General features: G+C 43.7%; 17 protein-coding genes. 8 read left to right on the forward strand and 9 right to left on the reverse strand.

Features of this window, described 5'->3' with window-relative positions; all coding sequences use genetic code 11:
• Positions 1-475: 475 nt before the first annotated feature.
• From J3P43_RS11470 to J3P43_RS11485, 5 genes are all read left to right on the forward strand, one after another.
• Positions 476-1,825 carry an Nramp family divalent metal transporter gene (locus J3P43_RS11470; RefSeq protein ID WP_255902464.1) on the forward strand — a complete coding sequence of 450 codons (1,350 nt, stop codon included), beginning with the start codon at positions 476-478 and terminating at the stop codon, positions 1,823-1,825.
• Between the two features lie 47 nt (positions 1,826-1,872).
• Positions 1,873-1,974, forward strand: coding sequence for a sensory rhodopsin transducer (locus J3P43_RS19705; RefSeq protein WP_369414805.1), 102 nt, complete (start codon positions 1,873-1,875; stop codon positions 1,972-1,974).
• A 267-nt stretch (positions 1,975-2,241) separates the two neighbouring features.
• Positions 2,242-3,951, forward strand: a complete 1,710-nt coding sequence (locus J3P43_RS11475; protein ID WP_255902466.1) for a GH39 family glycosyl hydrolase — start codon at positions 2,242-2,244, stop codon at positions 3,949-3,951.
• Positions 3,952-4,020: 69 nt separating this feature from the next.
• Positions 4,021-4,599 (forward strand): helix-turn-helix domain-containing protein, encoded by a 579-nt coding sequence (locus J3P43_RS11480; RefSeq protein ID WP_255902468.1) that lies wholly within the window; start codon positions 4,021-4,023, stop codon positions 4,597-4,599.
• A 244-nt stretch (positions 4,600-4,843) separates the two neighbouring features.
• A complete protein-coding gene (locus J3P43_RS11485) occupies positions 4,844-6,205 on the forward strand; it encodes an alpha-L-fucosidase (protein ID WP_255902470.1) in 1,362 nt (453 codons plus the stop codon).
• Between the two features lie 35 nt (positions 6,206-6,240).
• Here J3P43_RS11485 and J3P43_RS11490 read toward each other — a convergent pair whose 3' ends face one another.
• The gene (locus J3P43_RS11490; protein ID WP_255902471.1) at positions 6,241-7,665 is read right to left on the reverse strand and encodes a family 43 glycosylhydrolase; all 1,425 of its coding nucleotides are present in this window, start codon (positions 7,663-7,665) and stop codon (positions 6,241-6,243) included.
• Positions 7,666-7,958: 293 nt separating this feature from the next.
• On the opposite strand from J3P43_RS11490, the gene J3P43_RS11495 reads away from it, so the two are divergent.
• On the forward strand, positions 7,959-8,183 hold the full coding sequence (locus J3P43_RS11495) for a DUF6965 family protein (protein ID WP_255902473.1): 225 nt from the start codon (positions 7,959-7,961) through the stop codon (positions 8,181-8,183).
• 107 nt (positions 8,184-8,290) lie between these two features.
• On the opposite strand, the gene J3P43_RS11500 is transcribed toward J3P43_RS11495, so the two are convergent.
• From J3P43_RS11500 to mnmE, 3 genes are all read right to left on the reverse strand, one after another.
• Complete coding sequence (locus tag J3P43_RS11500) at positions 8,291-8,860, reverse strand: hypothetical protein (RefSeq protein ID WP_255902475.1); 570 nt, start codon at positions 8,858-8,860, stop codon at positions 8,291-8,293.
• A 431-nt stretch (positions 8,861-9,291) separates the two neighbouring features.
• Positions 9,292-9,513, reverse strand: coding sequence for a DUF1456 family protein (locus J3P43_RS11505; RefSeq protein WP_255902477.1), 222 nt, complete (start codon positions 9,511-9,513; stop codon positions 9,292-9,294).
• Positions 9,514-9,515: 2 nt separating this feature from the next.
• Positions 9,516-10,883, reverse strand: a complete 1,368-nt coding sequence (mnmE, locus tag J3P43_RS11510; RefSeq protein WP_379125777.1) for a tRNA uridine-5-carboxymethylaminomethyl(34) synthesis GTPase MnmE — start codon at positions 10,881-10,883, stop codon at positions 9,516-9,518.
• A 209-nt stretch (positions 10,884-11,092) separates the two neighbouring features.
• Here mnmE and J3P43_RS11515 point away from each other — a divergent pair, with 209 nt between their 5' ends.
• On the forward strand, positions 11,093-11,989 hold the full coding sequence (locus tag J3P43_RS11515; RefSeq protein ID WP_255902479.1) for an SdiA-regulated domain-containing protein: 897 nt from the start codon (positions 11,093-11,095) through the stop codon (positions 11,987-11,989).
• Positions 11,990-12,795: 806 nt separating this feature from the next.
• On the opposite strand, the gene J3P43_RS11520 is transcribed toward J3P43_RS11515, so the two are convergent.
• From J3P43_RS11520 to J3P43_RS11540, 5 genes are all read right to left on the reverse strand, one after another.
• Positions 12,796-13,662, reverse strand: coding sequence for a phosphatase PAP2 family protein (locus J3P43_RS11520; protein WP_255902481.1), 867 nt, complete (start codon positions 13,660-13,662; stop codon positions 12,796-12,798).
• A gap of 57 nt (positions 13,663-13,719) precedes the next feature.
• Positions 13,720-14,589, reverse strand: coding sequence for a TIGR02757 family protein (locus J3P43_RS11525; RefSeq protein ID WP_255902483.1), 870 nt, complete (start codon positions 14,587-14,589; stop codon positions 13,720-13,722).
• Positions 14,590-14,606: 17 nt separating this feature from the next.
• The gene (locus J3P43_RS11530; RefSeq protein WP_255904027.1) at positions 14,607-15,767 is read right to left on the reverse strand and encodes a cystathionine gamma-synthase; all 1,161 of its coding nucleotides are present in this window, start codon (positions 15,765-15,767) and stop codon (positions 14,607-14,609) included.
• A gap of 102 nt (positions 15,768-15,869) precedes the next feature.
• On the reverse strand, positions 15,870-16,361 hold the full coding sequence (locus tag J3P43_RS11535; RefSeq protein ID WP_255902485.1) for a pyridoxamine 5'-phosphate oxidase family protein: 492 nt from the start codon (positions 16,359-16,361) through the stop codon (positions 15,870-15,872).
• A 78-nt stretch (positions 16,362-16,439) separates the two neighbouring features.
• Entirely contained in the window at positions 16,440-17,036 is a 597-nt protein-coding gene (locus J3P43_RS11540) for a DNA-3-methyladenine glycosylase (protein ID WP_255902487.1), read from the reverse strand.
• Between the two features lie 119 nt (positions 17,037-17,155).
• Here J3P43_RS11540 and J3P43_RS11545 point away from each other — a divergent pair, with 119 nt between their 5' ends.
• A complete protein-coding gene (locus J3P43_RS11545; protein WP_255902489.1) occupies positions 17,156-19,207 on the forward strand; it encodes a dipeptidyl-peptidase 3 family protein in 2,052 nt (683 codons plus the stop codon).
• Positions 19,208-19,216: the final 9 nt, after the last annotated feature.

Below are 19,216 nucleotides of genomic sequence, written 5' to 3' on the forward strand. Positions count from 1 at the left end.
TTTTTAGTATATTTGAATGTCATTAGAAAATGTCTGATCACTTACAGGAACAGAATACCTATTCGACAACCTTAAGATTGTTCTTTATCGTAACAGATTAATAATAAACGATTTACAGAGTAGGATTGTCGTCCTGCCACCCCGACGAAAACGTTGTTTATCAATGTGAGAAAGGCCTTAAAACACTGTTTTAAGGCCTTTCTGGTTTTTTACAAAACCAAAATGCCCCCTATGTTCATAATCATCTGCAAGCGGAAACAGAAGAAGCACAAATCCTGAAAAATCCCTCACTTGAGTACAACCTCTATAGCTGCGACGGTTTTCCAGATTTCTGAGTTCTGTCTAAAAGCTTTCACCATAGACCACCTTCCTTCGCAGATGAAAAAACAGAGGCGTTCCTGTTCTATAATTCATATTTCACAAAATTCTGAACAATAAAAAATACCATGAGTTAAAATGGCAAGCTTCGGAAACGATGGAACAGGACAAGATCATAAAAGCTCCACGTGGAAGAGAAAGGCTCAAATGGCTGGGCCCGGCATTCATCTGGATGCTGTCTGCCGCAGGCTCCGGTGAACTTCTCTTTACGCCCCGCATTGCATCTCAATACGGATATACGCTGGTTTGGGCTCTTGTGATAGCAGTAGTGATGAAATGGTTCATTAACCGGGAAATCGGACGATATACAGTTTGTTCGGGTGCCACCTTCTTCAAAGGGCTGGAATCTATTTCTTCAAAAAGCAGAGCTCTGCTGTGGTTCCTGATTATACCGCAACTGGCTGTTGCCGTGGCTACGGTTGCCGGCCTCGCAGGAGGAGCCTCCACCGCCCTGATAACACTTTTAGACATTCCCCCCATATTTTATGTAATACTGATCGTTTTAATTACTACCAGTATCATTTCCATGGATCGGTACAAATTAATTGAAAAGGCTACAACTGTATTTGCAATTATTATCTCGCTTGCAGTACTCACGGCTTCTATCAGTACCGGTCCGGATGCGGGCGCAATTGCAAGTGGCTTTGTTCCCCAAATTCCATCTGGATTGAAGGTAGATGAGCTTTTGTCGTGGCTGGGATTCATGCTTGCGGGGGCGGCAGGAATGATGTGGTTTTCGTATTGGATAGCAGCAAGAGGATACGGAGCAGCAAACCTGAAAAACGAAGAACCCCTGAATTTCAATACACTCTCGCCCGAACAAACTCAGTACCTAAAGGGCTGGATCAAACAGATGACTATTGCAAACACGCTGGCCGTTGTTGGAGCCCTCGTCATTGCATTCGCTTTTTTAATTCTGGGAACGGAACTTTTAAAGCCACAGGGCTTGCTTCCCGAAGAAAATAAAGTAGCAGAAACATTGGGCCGCCTGCTTGGAGGGATATGGGGCGAACTTGGTTTCTGGTTCATGATTTTGGCGGTTTTTATAACTTTCTTCAGTACCATTCTCTCCGATCAGGACGGCTTTGGAAGGATGTTCAGCGACGGCGTAAGAATTCTTTTCAAGAACACTTCGCATGCAAACAGCACCTGGCTTCAACAAAAGAAGTTACAGAAAACCATAGTGATAACGGTGCTCGGCATAATACCCGTTATCGTTTACCTGCTTACAGGCGAACCGGTAATTTTATTGAAAATAGCAGGTGTTATAGAGGCCTGCCACATACCTGTAGTTGCAGGGTTTATACTATATCTTAATTACAAAAAGCTCCCGGTAGGCTTAAAGCCCACTGCATTCTCGCTAATTTCTACAGCGATAGCAGGGCTCACCTTTACTGCATTTGCAGTAGTTTATATACTTCAGTTAAGCGGATTAATTAAAATATAATCATCTATGAAAAGCATTGGTAAAAAACACTGGCCAATTGCCGAAGGATATATTCCGGAGAACAGTACCGGCGGCCTGATATGACCAGCCATGAAACTGCCTGCATTTTAAATGCGGGCGATAATGACGCCGTGATCGAAATAATGTAAACAGAGAGCAGGAAGTGTTTATAAGCGAGTTTGGAACAAAGGCACTTCCGAAACTAAAACTCTGATCGTTAGCTGATAATGGGCTGAAAGTTCAAAACTTGACTTGTTGCAAACGCTATGTGGTGGATTTACTTCTAATACTTTCTCATGACTTTATTTGTCAAAGTAAAAAAACTTGCTACTTTTGTTCAACAGTGTTGAATTTAGGTAAACACAATAACAAGCAGGTGGCAGAGTGAATCATTTCTGACAAAGCACTAAAACATCATGACTATAACCAATATGTTTAAACTATCCAGCCTAGCGCATGCGCTTTTATTCTTTTTGATTTCCAGCCATGCGATCGCTCAGGCTAACAATCAGCCAGGCGCAACAGTAACCGTCGACTTAAAAAGAGAGATTGCTCCTATGACACCGGTATGGGCGTGGTTTGGTTACGATGAGCCGAACTATACTTATATGAAAGACGGAAAAAAACTTCTTTCGGAAATAGCTGAACTAAGTCCGGTACCGGTATACGTACGCACGCATAGTTTATTAGTAACCGGCGACGGGAAAGCCGCTTTGAAATGGGGCTCAACCAATGCATATACAGAAGATGCTAATGGCAATCCAATCTACAACTGGCGAATTATCGATAGTATTTTTGATACTTATATTCAACGCGGGATGAAGCCATTGGCACAGATAGGTTTTATGCCGCAGGCCTTGTCCACCCATCCCGAACCATACAGGCACTACTGGAAGCCGGGCGACCCTTACACGGATATTATTACCGGCTGGGCCTATCCTCCGAAAGACTATAATAAGTGGCGCGAGCTGGTTTATCAATGGGTAAAGCACTCGGTAGAACGTTATGGGCAGAAAGAAGTAGAAAGCTGGTATTGGGAGGTATGGAACGAACCAAACGGCCATTACTGGAAAGCCAGTCAGGAAGAGTTTTTCAAACTTTATGATTACGCGGCTGATGGGGTAAAAAGGGCTTTGCCAACAGCTAAAATTGGCGGGCCGAATATCGCGGGAACATCAGGAAGAGGTGCACAGGATTGGGTAAATAACTTTATTAAACATTGTATATCCGGCACAAATTACGCTACCGGCAAAATTGGCTCTCCGCTCGATGCAATACTTTTCCACGCCAAAGGTTCGCCAAGATTATACAACGGTGTGGTAAGAATGAACATGTCGCCGCAAATGCGGGATATCGCTACAGGGTTTAAAATGTCCACATCTTATCCCGAAACTAAAAACCTGCCCATTATTATCGGAGAATCAGATCCGGAAGGCTGTGCGGCCTGCGGAATGGCTACAAATCCGGAAAATGCCTATCGAAACGGGACTGCCTATTCAAGTTATACAGCGGCAAGTTTCGCGCGAAAGTATTTGCTCTCTGACAAGTATAATGCAAACTTTCTCGGTGCAGTTTCCTGGTCGTTCGAATTTGAAGACCAGCCCTGGTTCTATGGATTCCGGGATTTAGCGACTAACGGCGTAGACAAACCCGTGTTAAATGTATTCAGAATGTTCGGGATGATGACCGGTAAAAGACTGGCTGCAGAAAGCAATCGCATGTATCCCTTACAAACGGTTCTTGATTCGAGTATACGCGGTAAACAAACCGATATCGGCGCACTTGCCAGTAAAGACCGGAAGTCAGCAGCGGTGATGGTTTGGAATTACCATGATGAAGACAGACCGGGCCCGGCAGAACCTGTAAAGATCAATCTTGATAACATTCCGGCAACAAGCGGATCCTTAAGCATTTATATGATCGATCAGGAAAACAGTAATTCATATGAAGTGTGGAAAAAGATGGGCTCGCCGCAAAACCCTACTAAAGAGCAAATCACCGAGCTTGAAAAAGCAGGGAAACTGAAACGCATCAGCAAAAGAAAGATCAAAATTAAAGGAGGAAAAACCGTAATTCCATTGGAATTAAGCCGTCAGGCTGTAGCTTTGGTGAAATTAGATTGGTAGGTAAACTATTCTGCGGGCATTCAATCCTTCAGCTAGTTTCTTGAAAATCTGTAATAATTTAAATTAAACTTGGAAAAAACTCAAATACAAAACACGGGCGAAGGATTGGAAGACCCGTCGAAAGTTGGCGACAGAATAAAAATTTTAAGGATTAATCAAAAGAGGACCATGCAGGAAGTGGCCGATAGCTGCGGCCTTTCTAAAAGCATGATATCTAAGATCGAGAATAATAAAACAATCCCTTCTGTTGCCACACTTGTAAAAATTGCGCAGGCCCTGGGCACCAGCCTCTCCAACATATTTGAGCAAAATGCCTGGACCAAAGCCATCGTAACCACGAGGAAAGAGGCTGAAGAAAAAATGGTGCCCACAGAAAAAGGCTATTCCATCTTTCCGTATGCATCAGCTTTTCACGAAAAGAAAATGCAGCCATTTTTGTTCGTTGCGCGAAAGAACGAGGTGGTGCCCCATCAACTCTCGCATGAAGGGGAGGAATTTGTTTTTGTTGTAGAAGGATCGATGAAGATGCAGGTAGCTGAGACAGAGTATATATTGAAAGCAGGAGACAGCCTATACTTTAACTCTTTGCAAAAGCATGGAATAATGCCCCTCTCCGACGAAGTGGTTTACATTGATATCTTCGTGTAACCAGCTAACGCAGGTTGATCCATCAGGCGTCCTATCTCTCTGGCTTATGCCATAGCTGCGCTACTCATTGATCTGTTTTTCCGGTATATTTATTCTAAAATCATTCCCGGCAGAGTATAAAACTTGAGCCGGGGTGTCTTTTTAGCCGGTTGCCATTGATAAAGCAACCAAAAACTTCATTATTTTAGAGTGCGAATGAGCTTATCCACTTACCGGGAGAGGCTGTACCATAACCAGATAACCAATGAGTCTTCAAAAACTGATCTTACGAACCACCTTTCTCCTCTTTATTTTTGTTTGCCTGGCCTTAACCGGCAGAAGCCAGGAAATGGGTGCCGATGAAAAAAAATCTATGGAAAAGGCCAGCTATCCGGGCCTAAAAGGGGCAGGAAAAGGCCTAACAGGCCCGGGCTCGAACCTTCCGCCAGAAAAAATGGAATGGTGGCTCGATCAAAAGTTCGGGATGTTTATTCACTGGGGATTATATACAATTCCGGCGACGGGAGAATGGACAATGTTTAATCAGAAGATCCCTGCCGAAGAATATGCCAAACTTGCTGACGAATTCAAACCCAGGTCCTTCAGCGGGAAACGATGGGCCTCCATTGCCAAAGATGCCGGGATGAAGTACATGGTGATGGTTGCCCGGCACCACGACGGGTTCGCTCTGTGGGATAGTCCGGCTAGCTGGAACGATTTCAATAGTATGGAGACTGCAGCTCGTAAGGATTTCGTAGCCGAATACACTGCGGCTTGCCGAAAAGCCGGTTTAAAGGTAGGTATCTACTATTCGCCGATGGACTGGCGCTTTCCTGGATATTTTGATCCCAGGGGGCTTCCGGACAATGCCGGCCTGATGAAAAAGCAGTGCTATGGGCAAGTGGAGGAATTAATGAAGAACTATGGAAAAATAGACATATTATGGTACGATGGTGCATGGCTGGCTCATAAAGACGGAGACGCTGCTGCAGCTTGGTTTTGGGAACCTCTGAAACTCAATAAAATGGTACGAAGCTACAATCCTGATGTGGTGATCAATCCGCGGTCGGGTATGTACGGCGACTTCCAGACCGCCGAGGGAGATGCGGAAGTAAAAGGCCCCATTATTCCGATTCCCTGGGAAAAATGTTTAAACCTGAACAGAACAAGCTGGGGATATAACAAAACGCAGAAATTAATGTCCCTTAAGGAGGCAATTACGATGCTGGTTAATACGGTAGACCGAGGAGGGAATATTTTATTAAATGTTGGTCCTGACCAGGATGGAGTGATACCAGAGACGCATGTGGAGCGCTTAAGAGAAATAGGCGCCTGGCTGAACAAAAATGGAGAAAGTATTTATGGCACACGGCCCGGCCCTTTTCAACCCCTTGACGGAGTATATGGCGCTACCCATAAAGGAAATAAAATCTATATCCACTTAGTTAACATGCCGGATGGAACCGCTGAACTAAAGTTGCCGCCCACCGATCAGAATATTCTCTCTTGCAGGATATTGAAAGGTCCGAAGATCAAATTCAGGCAGGATGAAACAGGGATTACCATAATGGCTAACTGGAAGCAACTGGATTCTGTAGTACCCACCTTCGAGCTTGAGGTTAAATAGATTGCTGTTCAGGGATAGGATTAAACCGCCGGAAGCTATTTTTCTATGACGACCTTATCCAGGGCTACTGTATATCCCGTACTACCGTAGTTGTTTTTTCTTTTGTCGGACCAATTGGGCCGTTCTCGCATTACAGACACCGTCATCGTATATTTCCCCTTCGGTAAAACCGGACTAAGAAATTTGAGTCCTGACACCGGATATTTAGAGTAAGTGTCGACAATCGAAGTAAATAAAACACTCCCTTTTTTATCACGGAGAATAATTCGGGCATATCCATTTTTCAATCCCGAAAAACAGTATAAACCAATTCGGGTGCCTTTGAATTTTACCGAAAAGGATGCATCCTTACTATCCGAACTACTAAGTGATAAGCTATCGCGCCCGGCAGAATGCTGCCATTCTCCACTATACCGGATGAATTTTTTATCCGTATTTTCTATAGCTTTTCCCCTGATTGGTCTTCCAGATGCCTCTCCCGTTGAAGTATTAATATTCCAGGACACCTGGTAGTTTTGAATTGAAAGCGATAAGCCGGAAATGGCGAAGGGTTGCCACACGTAAGTTGCGGCAGACGCTTGTTTTGGATACGACCAACGGTCGCCCATAAACATATAAGTTGTGTCTTTTGATCCCTCGATAGGCAATACAAAAGAGGTTTGCGAGTTCCAGGTAAGCGTGCCTTCGGGTGCGAAGAACCCACGGGCTGTCCAGGGGCCTTTCAGCGATGTGGCTGTATAATAATTGTTATCATTTTTTTCCCAACTGGTGAGGTTTGAACCCAGAAAATAATAGACGCCGTCTTTCTTAAACATCGCAGGCGATTCGAATCCGGAAGTCATGTGTTTATTTACGAGCTCACTGGCACTTTTATAGTCATCACTGAGTTTGTAAATATCGCCGCCATGTATCAACACATATCCAGAACCATCCGTATCCTGAAAGGCACCCATGTCCCATTTCCGGATAGACTTACCATTAAACAGCAAGGGTCCTTTAAACGTGTAAGGGCCGGTTACGGACTTCGAAGTTGCATAACCAACAAATTGGTCTACATAACCAAGTGTATCTACATGCATATACATTACATATTCGCCGGTTTGCGGGCATTTCATCACTTTGGGGCGCTCTCCTACCCTATCAGGGCCTAATTTTCCGGATGGCTGAACCGGCAATGCAATACTTTCAAATTTCCAGTTATAAAGATCTGCAGACGAATAACAATTGAAGCCTACGAACGCATTACTCGTATCTGTATGCGCTTCTCCAAAAAGGTAATATCTGCCATTATCCCTGATAATATTTGCACCATGGGCGCTAACTACATTTCCTTTATCATCATACCAGGGTATTCCCGAATAAACCGCATCATACCTGGCCGCTCTCTGAGCCATTGAAAGATGAGATAGTGACAGAAGTACCACCGCGAAAGATAACTTGCTTAGAAATTTAGGTGTCATTTCAATAATTGGTTTTATATAGATGGAAGGTTATTTTTAAAGGTGCCTTAACTTTGATTTTGATGGTGGGAACCTCCTTGTTTTTCCTAAAAGAGAAAAGAGATGGGGCAAATTAATATCAGTGAGAATAATATGCGTTTCATGGCTCCAAAATAATGGATTTATTTTGGGATAAACTAAATCTGTATTAAGTGGGCATGCATTGGGCTGGTAAAGCAATGCTTTTTCTACTCCATCGCTGCCGACTCCAGGTAAGCAGAGGTAATACAGTGCTTTTATTTTACCTTTGCAATATGTCCATTCAAGAATTAGAAGACTTTTTTAAGAGCAGAGAACTACCGGCCGAAATAAGCACACATCCGGCTATCAAGATTGTAGACGTTCCGAAGTTTATAGAAACTCAGTTAATTCAAATCAGAACACATGGAGTGAAAACCCCTGCGTATGACAGGTTGGTGGAGCTGAAGGAGTGGTTTTTACGGAAAGAAAACGGGGGTGAGATGGTTTCTGATTCTTAAGACCTGTATTTCAACTGCTAACAGGGCTTTGTACTGCGGATATATCTCACACGCAGACTCTCACTTTCCGTCTCGCCCTGCGCCTAACTGTTCGGGTTGTGCCCTTCTTAACGGCTCCCAGCACTAACTTTCTTCATCCAGAAATTTCGTCCGAAAACTTTGAACCTATCCCCTCTATCCTGATTTGGAAACAGTTCAAGGCGCATATTCACGTCATCCATAAAACCAATAAAAGCGGGTAGTGTAGTCTCGGAGTTATAAAAATCTACTGTTATCGGCTGCCTTGAAAAATCAACTTTGTAGCTAAAGTTTTCAGTTTTCATCGAATTGGTTAAAACTGCACTGACACTGTCTTTAAACGTAAGACCGCCCTCCTGCATACCTCCTTTAAAGTAATGTTTCCAGTCCCCTATCAGATCACCATAAGAGGGCTTATGAAAATCCGAAGCCCGATAACTTATTTTTTTAAATACGAGTAGTCTTTTTTTAGTTGTATCTGCATTGCGGGGTATATCCGATTCACTCTTATACAAGAGAGTGCTATCATTCAACAGCTGAATACCTGCTTTTCTGTAGCGCTTTTTCTCGCTGTGTAGATCGAATGTATACCGAATACTGCTTCTACCTTTCTTTGATAACAGGCTATACTGCAAACGATTGGTTATTAAACCGTTCATAGAAGCCCAATACGCCTGATTTTCGTTGATAAAAACAAGGTCTGATTTAAAGTTAGGTTCCGAGCATCTCCAGCGCCCCACTAAGTCAATAGTACGTAGGTCCTGCCCGTAACCGGTCAAACAAAAAAAGGTAGAAATAACCCACAAAAAAGCTCTTTTAAACATAGATAAGTATAGGAATTTTCTCACGTCTATAAAAATCCCTCATTTCGGGGAACAATTATGCGGTGTTGGTATCCTCACGAAATTACTCGTATGTTTCGACACGAATTGGAGAGAATGCTGAAGCTTACCGATCGAACGCGGGTGTCTAAACCCGGTTGAAGCGGATACCGGCCCCGGAGCCTAATGCCTCGTGCCGTATAAGCGTAAAACGGGACTACAGTATCCACGAAGACAAACTTTGCCTTTCCAAATCCGGAACGAAACCCCTACTCTTTCACCCCTCTTTTATAAATAATCAACCCGTTTAGAAAATTCCTCAGAATCTGATCGCCGCAGGGCTTATAATTAGGATGCTCTTCTTTGCGGAATATGGCGCCGAGCTCGGTTTTGGTAATGCGGAAGTCGACGAGGGCAAGCACTTTGATAATATCGTCGTCGGTAAATTTAAGCGCTACGCGCAGTTTCTTCATGATATCGTTATTGCTCATAGTTACTTTCCGATACAGAATTTGGAGAAGATGTTTTCTAAAAGATCATCGGTGGTCACCGTCCCGGTTATCTCGCCAAGATAATGCAGGGCCTGTTTGATGTCCATCGATAGAAAGTCGGATGTTACCGGGTTATCGATACCATAAAGTACCCGTTCCAATGCGTCCCGGGTTTTTTGTAAAGCCTCAACATGTCGCACATTACTTACCAAAACATCGTCTGTACTGATTTTGTGCAGGTTCACTTTTCGTAAGATCTCGTCCTTAAGTTCATCGATGCCTTCCTTGTTTTTGGCCGAGATAAAGCTTGGGTTTAATGTCGCTAACTCCTGCTGCTGTTGCGGGCTTAACAGATCACTTTTATTTACTACGGTTACATGAGGAATATGTAACTGGCCGACTTCTTCCGTCTGCTGTTTGATTGTGTCGGTACTTTGCAATGGATCCACCAGGTAGATGATGAGCTTGGCCTGTCGCATCTTTTCGTGCGTGCGTTCCACACCTTTAGCCTCAATAATATCTTCCGTTTTTCGTAGTCCGGCGGTATCTATAAAGCGAAAGAGAATCCCGCCGATGGTCATCTCGTCTTCAATAGTATCCCGGGTGGTTCCGGCAATGTCGGATACTATGGCGCGCTCTTCGTTAAGGAGTGCGTTCAGGAGGGTTGATTTTCCAACGTTTGGCTTTCCGGCAATGACGACTGGGACACCGTTCTTCATAACGTTACCTTGCTCGAAGGAACGGATAAGCCGGGTTAATACTCTGGTGATCTGAAGAATGAGTTGTTTTAATTGATCGCGGTTTGCGAACTCAACATCCTCTTCCGAGAAATCGAGTTCGAGCTCAATAAGCGAGGCAAAGTTGATAAGTTGTTCCCGCAAGGCTTTTAATTCGCTGGAAAATCCACCGCGCATTTGCTGCATAGCTACCTGATGAGAAGCGGAAGAGTTGGACGCAATTAAATCGGCCACAGCCTCTGCCTGAGAAAGATCAAGTCCTCCGTTTAAGAACGCTCTCAAGGTAAATTCGCCCGGTTTAGCAGCTCTGGCACCCTCTTTTATCATCAGCTTTATGATGCTCTCAATAATATAAGGAGATCCGTGGGTGGAGATCTCAACCACATTTTCTCTGGTGTAAGAATGTGGTGCAATAAACAGCGACACGAGCACTTCATCCAAAATCGTCTCCCCTTCACGGATAGTACCAAAATGAATAGTATGCGAAGCTTGCTTCTCGAGATCCCTGCTTTTGAATACGCGGTTAGTTATCCCAATAGCATGGGGGCCCGAAAGCCGGATAACAGCGATTGCGCCGATTCCGGAGGGGGTGGCAAGAGCTACAATGGTGTCGGGGTTGGTGTTATTTATCACAGGGCACAAAGGTAGGATTTATTGCACAGGAATTCGAGAACCGATTTTCTGGGGGTCGGCTGTGGCCATCCAAATAAAATTTCAAAAATCTCGCGAAACGGATTCTGGTGGCATGATTTTTAAGCCGATAAGGAATATAATTGGACTGTGAGCGAGGGATACTGCGAAGATTAATCAAATAAATTGATCACAATTTTAAATCTAAAACTATGCGAACTGCATTATTAATTTCTGCATTTATAGTACTTTCAATTGTTATTGCATTTACTATCCGCACTGATGTTGTTGAGGTTCCGAAACTTGTGGCGAATTCAAAGTCAGACCGCCATGAGCTTAAAGCCGGAAATGAAGACGTGGAACTGAATGTTTTACACAAATGGGATGTCCCAGCTCAACTTAAAGAGATATCTGCATTAACGTATCTTGAAAAAGAGCGTTTCGCCTGCATCCAGGATGAAGCAGGCAAGATTTTCATTTATAATACACACGAAAATAAGATCGAAAAAGAAATCCCTTTTGCCGGGCCCGGCGATTATGAGGGACTGGCAATTGCGGGAAAAGACGCCTACATCTTGCGTGCTGACGGCCGGATCTTCGAGATTAAGAATTACAACGGCTCCTCTCCAAAAACCATTGAACACAGAACTACTCTAAACAGGAAACACGACACCGAAGGTTTGTGCTTCGACAGCAAAAACAACCGCTTGCTGATTGCCATAAAAGGTAGTGAATCGGAATCTGACGATTACAAGGGGATTTACAGCTTTAGCCTGAACAATAAAGTATTTTCCGATCAGCCAGTGTATAAAATAGACCTGAAGAACAGTGTTTTTGAGGACATTAAAGCAAAGAAACCGACTGATGTAATGCAACCCGCTGCTATTGCAGTGCACCCTAAAACCGGCGACCTGTATATCATGGAGGGCGCCAAACCCAAGTTATTAATAATGGGCAGCGATGGTGTGATAAAGAACCTAAAAAAGCTGAAGGATAAAGAATTCGCGCAGCCCGAAGGAATTAGTTTCAGCCCCGAGGGGCAGCTTTTTATTTCTAATGAGGGTGGGAAGAAAGAGCCTGGGAATATTTTGGAGATTGTAGAGAGGTGATAACGAGATGCGTTCTGGCAGGGAATTGCAATTTACTGGAGTCACTTGAGATTATTCACGTTCCTTCGCCGTAAAAGAGGTTTTGTCCGATTCGCGAAGTGTGAGCCTTGATTAAAGGTCTCGTTAAGATTTTCTGCGTTCGCCCTCATAGCCGGGCGGTGGCCTAGTCCTTTTTTCTTGATAAAAAAGTACCAAAAAATCATGAAAAGAAATAAGCTCAGCCGCATTTCTTTTCATCCCCACGCTCGCACTTCGGCTACTTAAGAAGGATTGAACTGTTACTTTCTTATGGGTCTGCGATTTCCGTGCAACTGTTCATATTAAGCGCCAAACATATAAGCATCCAGCAACCTCTCAACTTTACCAAACTCAAACTACGAAGACCTGCCGTCCCGTAAGTGCCGGAAAATTTCGCCAGCAGCAGGACTTGTAGGCAGGAAAAGGCATGGGCTGGTTTCTTAGGCTAAAGCGAGTGCGCCAGGGAAAGCAGACGCAGCCTGAGCGCTGCTGGTGAAATGTGCGCGGGCCCTGCGCCCAAAAGGCACCTTCGGGATGGCTTGATTTTTTGCCAACTTTTTTATCAAGAAAACCGATCCGCCAGCTGGCGGAGAGCTCATGAAAACCGATAAAAAAAACAATAAACTCCTTGAATAAAAGCAGGGTGCCTCCGCGGCGGAGAGCGGACGAAAGGAAATCATGAAAACTTAAGCTCTTCCCATCATTACAACTTTAATAGACTTCAATAATAGAGCAAAAAAAGGAAGGAGGCATCTGCCTCCTTCCTTCGTTTAAATATTTCGTAATTCTTATTTCAATCGATACGTCATCGCCATACCGCTAAAACCATTACCCATTAAAGGCTGAACGCTTAGGCCGTCTACCGCGTTCTTCTTTTTATGGAAGTGAGGCACTAAAATCCCGGTTGCCATACCAATACCGAATCCAAGAATATTATCGCTTAAGAAATGTTGACCGGCTTTTAAACGCATGTAACCAACACTACCGGCTGTTAGAGCTGCGGCTCCCCAGATGTAGGGCTTTAGCTTTGAATCAGGATTAAAGTCGGCGAACACTTTTGCGGCGAAGAAACTCGCTGCTGCCGTTGCCGCTGTATGTCCGGCGTAGAAGGAACGCTGTGAGTTCTTGCTCATGCGTTTACCATCGGCAGCACCACCGGTAGCCTCCCGGCCGTATACCAAAGGCCTCGGTCTGTCGATATAACCTGCTGATAAGGTAAATAATGCACCTGTGATGGCCATTGTTTCGAGGTATAGACCCATCACCTGCCCTGCCTTTTTACTGGTTCTTTTGTTTAGCAAACCTATAACTGGATAAGCGAAGGAAGCATAAAATGGAAGGTAACTATTATCATCTGCTTTATTGGAGAACCAGCCTGCGCTAAAGCGGTCAAAACCGTTAACATCCTCTTTCGTCAAAGCATTAGCTTTCTCCAGGGTAAGCGGATCTTTATTTTGGATCCCTTTAAATCCTAAAAAAGTAAGACCGAGTGCGCCCGCAATGATCGGAGCATCAACAGCAAAGCGGGTAGTATAAGGCGATTCGTTCCCAGCTGCCCTAACCGGATCGCTTACAGCTAGTTGCGTGGAATCGCTTTGTGCTAATGCCCCAAAAGAAATTTTAAATACTAAGAGGAATATAAGTGTGTTTTTCATACAATTTCTAATTTATAAGTTAACACCACTTATCAATAATTGTTTAGTGAGGCCCGTTTAGAATTGCTCTTCTATACCCAGGCCGAAAAGTGCAAAATCATATTTTACAGGGTCTGAAGGATCAAGTTCACTGAGGTGGCGGGTGAGTTCCACAGCAGTCAGCCAGTCTGTCTGCCTGCGTGTTATAAGATTTAGCTTTCGGGCTACCCGGTCTACATGCACATCGCAGGGGCAAATCAGTTTAGAAGGTTTGATTTTATTCCAGATACCAAAATCCACCCCCTTGTTGTCTTTGCGTACCATCCATCGAAGAAACATGTTTAAGCGTTTACAGGTGGATTTCTGAGCGGGTGAGCTTACATGTTTAATGGTACGGGGCGGAAAATCGGGCAGACTAAAGAAGTACGTTCTAAAATAATTCAGACTGATTTCTGTATCCAATTCCTGAGTCCGGGAGTTCAATTCTCCGGCGTAACAAACCGGGGAAGAAAGCTCGGAGTCTCCCGTATGCGCGGATTCTTCCAGGTATTCTTCCCGGTAAATGCTGCTCTTTGGCGAAGGAATAAAAGCATCTTCGAGCGAATTATAATTAAGATAATGATGTTGAAAGAAGTGGACGAAATAAAGAAGGTCGGTATCGTTAAAAGTGCGGTGTTTAAATCCCAGCAACGCTTTTAGATCAGTCTCTTTGTGGTCTTTTATAAACTCAAAAGGCTGATTATCCATCCTATCAGACAATTCATTACATTTATTGATGATGGTTTTTCGCTGCCCCCATGCTAAAATCGCGGCAAAGAAACCCATAATTTCTATGTCCTGTTTAAGTTTAAACTGGTGAGGAATTACAATGGGATCTCTGGATATAAAGTCGGGACAATTATACTGCTCGACTTTTGCGTCTAAAAAAGCCTTAAGGTTTTCTATCATACAGGCAAGTCCAAATATTAAGAAAGCGCCTGTTTCAAATCCTCCAGTAAATCTTCAATATCTTCTACTCCCACGCTTAATCTGAGTAAATTATCTGTCACTCCAACTGCATCTCTTGCTTCTTTGGGGATAGAGGCATGTGTCATGCTTACTGGATGGTTCACCAGCGACTCCACTCCGCCTAACGACTCGGCCAGGGTAAACACCTTAAACCTGGAGGCCACTTCGAACGTTCGCTTCAGATCGGCGCCTTTTAATGTAAAGGAAATCATTCCGCCAAAATCGCGCATTTGTCTTTTGGCTATGGCATGGTTCGGGTGATCCTCGAAGCCGGGCCAGTGAATCTTATCGACGGCCGGTAATGTCTTTAAAAAGCGCGCTATCTCCCTCCCATTTTCGCAATGGGCCTTCATTCGTAAATGCAGGGTTTTAATCCCTCTTAACACCAGGAAACTATCCATCGGACCGGGAGTTGCACCACAGGCGTTATAAATAAACCAGAGCCTTTTATAAAGCGCTTCATCACTTAACATCAGAGCTCCCATCACCACATCCGAGTGTCCGCCCAAATATTTGGTAGCCGAGTGCATTACAATATCCGCTCCCAGGTCTATCGGATTTTGAAGATAGGGAGAAGCAAAGGTATTATCTACAGCAAGCAGTACATTATGAGCTTTAGCAATAGCAGCAACCGCCTCAATATCCACTATTTGCATAGTCGGGTTCGTAGGCGTTTCAATCCAAATGAGCTTGGTTTTATCGTTAATTAAGGGAGTGATATCGCCCGCGTTCGCGAAATTGATGTAGTGAAATTTTATCCCGTAATTAGAAAATATCTTACTAAACATCCTGAAAGAGCCGCCATATAAATCGCTGCCTGTAATCACTTCATCACCGGGCTGCAGCAGTTTCATCACGGCATCAGTAGCGCCCATACCGCTTGAAAATGCCAGGCCATATCTGGCGTTTTCAAGAGCAGCTAAACAATCTTCCAGCGCTTTCCTGGTGGGATTGGTACCACGCGAATACTCAAAGCCTTTGTGCTCTCCGGGAGATTTCTGCCAGTAAGTAGAGGTTTGATATATGGGGGTCATCACCGCACCGGTAGTTGGATCTGGCTCCTGACCTGCATGAATTGCTTTGGTTCCAAATTTCATGTTATAGTATTTATCCTGCAAAAGTATAAAACCTTTCGACACTCATCCGGGATAGCAAATGCATAAGCGGATATTATCGAAAGATTATAAGGAAGATATTGCCGCTGTCTGACTGAAGAAAATTTATAGATCTATCTCACCATGCTCGCCCCCAAGTGAACGTTCGTTGGTTAAAGCTGAACCAAGAATTCCCATGAAATGGACCATAGAACTAGAGTGGCTGTCCCAATATTCCGCATGATGGGGCTGCACTTTCAGTAACGCTAATTTGGGATCTTTTAATCCTTCGGGAAAAAACATCTTCACCGATGAATTAAAAAGTTCTTCCATCTTCGAACGATCGTTTACAATAGAAGCGGTTCCGTTGATGGAGATGTATTTACTATTGTCGTGATCGGTATAACAAAGTGTAATATTATCATTCTGCTCAACTTCTTCAACCTTTGACGAGTATTCATTGGTAAAGAACCATAGGTTTCCCTGCTCATCCAGATCTGAAGTAGCCATCGGCCGGCAATGTATATGATCTGCTTTAAGCGTGCATAAAACAGCAATATCGCCATTATCAATAAAGCTTCTTAGTTTATCCAGTCCTGAGCGGTGGGTATTTTCCATGATGATATTTTTCTTTGATGAACACTTATCACCCCCTTATGGTTTTTGTTGTATTACGATGCACCGGACATTCGCCCACTAAGGCCTGCTGATAAACTTATTGCCCGCAATATAAAACCGCCAGGGCATACTCTTATACGGTTCTTCTATATTTAATCCAATCCTGGGACAGGCTATTACATCTTCTTTGGTCAATTCATATCCGTGGTCTTCAATCCATATCATATCACCCTGCAAAGAGGTTCCGTTGTGGATTTTCCTTAATCCAAGAGCTTTTGCCAGCGCACCCGGACCTTTACATAAACGCTTATCGTCGTTATCAAAACCTCTGCGTTTTCTCATAACATCCACACCATCAGTAGGTTCTATCGCTCTGATCAGTATGGCATGAGATTCGCCTTCCTGGCCCGTTACAATATTGAGCATGTCGTGTATCCCATAGCAGATATACATATATACCACGCCGCCTTTTGAATACATAATATCATTGCGACTGGTGCGGCGATGGTTGTATGCGTGCGATCCGACATCTTCCGGTCCGCGATATGCTTCAGTTTCAACAATAATCCCTCCGCTAAGCTCTCCGTCAATCCGGGTAAACAGATGTTTTCCTAAAAGCTTCTGAGAAAGAGATATTACATCGTCGTTTTGATAAAAAGATTCGGGAAGTTTCATGATTCTGCTCAACAACAAATTACAAGGGCTTGTGTTGCTTTGCAAAGCAAAATAATGAATTTCGGGGTTTTCTGATTTTGTAATTTTTGATTACCTTATTGCGTTTGTATAATTTAGATATGAGATATAGATATGTTTTAGCTACGGCCCTCGGCATAGGATGCCTGAGTACTGGCCAGTTAACTGTCACTGCACAAACCACACCTGCAGAAAAGAATTTTAAAGTAACGGCAGAATCATTTGCCGACCTGCAAATACTACGCTATCAGGTGCCCGGATTTGATGAATTAACGCTTCAGCAGAAAAAACTGGCGTATTATCTTTCCGAAGCTGCCCTTTCGGGGAGAGATATTATATATGATCAAAGCGGAAAGTATAATTTACTGATCCGTAAAACGATCGAAAATATCTACAGCACCTATAAAGGAGACCGTAAATCTGCCGACTGGCAGAAATTCTTGACCTATGCCGGACGTTTTTGGTTCAGCAACGGTAATCACCATCATTACGGGAACGAAAAGTTTATCCCCGAGCATTCTTACGCTTATTTTACAAGGCTGGTGCTGAACTCGAATCTTAAAGGATTTCCGGTGAACAAATCAGAATCCATTACCGCCTTTCTTACCCGGATCAGACCGATCATTTTTGACCCGAAGTTTCAGCCAAAGATGACAGATACTTCTCCCAACATCGACAATGTGGTAGCCTCTTCCAACAACTTTTACGAGGGAGTGACTCAAAAAGAAGTGGAAGACTACTATGCCAAGTTTAACACAGAGGGTAACGCTCCATCTTGGGGTTTAAACACCAAAGTGCTTAAACAAAACGGGAAGGTTGTTGAAAAAACCTGGAAGGTTGGTGGAATGTACAGTCCGGCAATCGAACGGATTGTCTATTGGCTGGAAAAAGCTGTTCCGGTAGCAGAAAACGCAAAACAAAAAGATGCGCTGCAAAAACTTGTGAAATATTACCGTTCGGGTGATTTAAGGGATTTCGACGAATACAGCATCGCCTGGGTTAATGATACTGCATCACGCCTGGATGTTGTAAACGGATTCATCGAAGTATATAAAGACGCCATCGGAAAAAAGGGAAGCTTTGAGAGTGTCGTCTCACTTAAAGATATGGAAGCTACTAAACGGATCAAGGCTATTGCCGATCAGGCGCAGTGGTTTGAAGACAACTCACCTTTAATGCCCGAACATAAAAAGAAAACTGTGAAGGGAATCACAGCAAAGGCGATCACAGTCATCATGGAATCAGGAGATGCCGCCCCGGCCACTCCCATAGGGATAAACCTTCCAAATGCAGATTGGATTCGCCGCGACCACGGTTCAAAATCAGTTTCACTAAGTAACATTGTTCATGCTTATAATGTAAGCAGTGCAAATAGCGGAGTGCTGGATGAATTTGCGTTCGATCCAGCTGTTAAGGCCCGCATTCGCCAGTATGGAACTCTGGCGTCTGACCTTCATACAGACATGCACGAATGTATCGGACATGCATCGGGTCAGATTAATCCGGGTGTGGCTACTACTGATAAAACACTAAAAAATTACGCATCAACCCTCGAAGAAGCACGTGCAGATTTAGTAGCTCTTTATTACATCATGGACCCAAAACTGATCGAAATCGGTGTAATGCCATCGCTTGAAGTGGGAAAAGCTGAGTACGACAGCTACATCATGAACGGTTTAATAACCCAGCTTACCAGATTAAAACCCGGGAATAACCTTGAAGAAGCGCACATGCGCAACCGTCAGTTGAATGCGCTTTGGGTATATGAAAAAGGCAAGACTGATAACGTCATCGAATTTGTTAAGCAAAACGGCAAAACCTACACCAGGATTAACGACTACAATAAACTGCGTATTCTTTTCGGGCAATTGCTGCGCGAGATTCAGCGTATTAAATCGGAGGGCGATTTTGAAGCCGGAAAGAGTCTGGTAGAAAACTACGGCGTAAAAGTTGACCAGGAGCTATTAAAAGAAGTACTAGCTCGTTACGCTAAGCTAAACGTAAAACCATACAAAGGTTTTATTCAGCCGAAGCTGATACCCGTTATGAATGGAAATGAAATTACCGATATAAAAGTTACATACCCGTCTTCGTTTTACCAACAAATGATGGAATTCGGAAAAAAGTACTCTTATCTTCCTGTTATGAATTAATATTCGATA

It is taken from the genome of Paradesertivirga mongoliensis, assembly GCF_024436395.1.
Lineage (GTDB): Bacteria > Bacteroidota > Bacteroidia > Sphingobacteriales > Sphingobacteriaceae > Paradesertivirga > Paradesertivirga mongoliensis.

Bases quoted from the DNA above. Each gene is read 5' to 3' on its own strand.
- J3P43_RS11470 (WP_255902464.1), top strand. From the start codon at position 476: ATGGAACAGGACAAGATCATAAAAGCTCCACGTGGAAGAGAAAGGCTC.
- J3P43_RS11500 (WP_255902475.1), bottom strand. From the start codon at position 8,860: ATGAACGGTTTAATAACCAATCGTTTGCAGTATAGCCTGTTATCAAAG.
- J3P43_RS11515 (WP_255902479.1), top strand. From the start codon at position 11,093: ATGCGAACTGCATTATTAATTTCTGCATTTATAGTACTTTCAATTGTT.
- J3P43_RS11485 (WP_255902470.1), top strand. From the start codon at position 4,844: ATGAGTCTTCAAAAACTGATCTTACGAACCACCTTTCTCCTCTTTATT.
- J3P43_RS11505 (WP_255902477.1), bottom strand. From the start codon at position 9,513: ATGAGCAATAACGATATCATGAAGAAACTGCGCGTAGCGCTTAAATTT.
- J3P43_RS11490 (WP_255902471.1), bottom strand. From the start codon at position 7,665: ATGACACCTAAATTTCTAAGCAAGTTATCTTTCGCGGTGGTACTTCTG.
- J3P43_RS11495 (WP_255902473.1), top strand. From the start codon at position 7,959: ATGTCCATTCAAGAATTAGAAGACTTTTTTAAGAGCAGAGAACTACCG.
- J3P43_RS11535 (WP_255902485.1), bottom strand. From the start codon at position 16,361: ATGGAAAATACCCACCGCTCAGGACTGGATAAACTAAGAAGCTTTATT.
- J3P43_RS11520 (WP_255902481.1), bottom strand. From the start codon at position 13,662: ATGAAAAACACACTTATATTCCTCTTAGTATTTAAAATTTCTTTTGGG.
- J3P43_RS11545 (WP_255902489.1), top strand. From the start codon at position 17,156: ATGAGATATAGATATGTTTTAGCTACGGCCCTCGGCATAGGATGCCTG.
- J3P43_RS11525 (WP_255902483.1), bottom strand. From the start codon at position 14,589: ATGATAGAAAACCTTAAGGCTTTTTTAGACGCAAAAGTCGAGCAGTAT.
- J3P43_RS11540 (WP_255902487.1), bottom strand. From the start codon at position 17,036: ATGAAACTTCCCGAATCTTTTTATCAAAACGACGATGTAATATCTCTT.
- J3P43_RS11475 (WP_255902466.1), top strand. From the start codon at position 2,242: ATGACTATAACCAATATGTTTAAACTATCCAGCCTAGCGCATGCGCTT.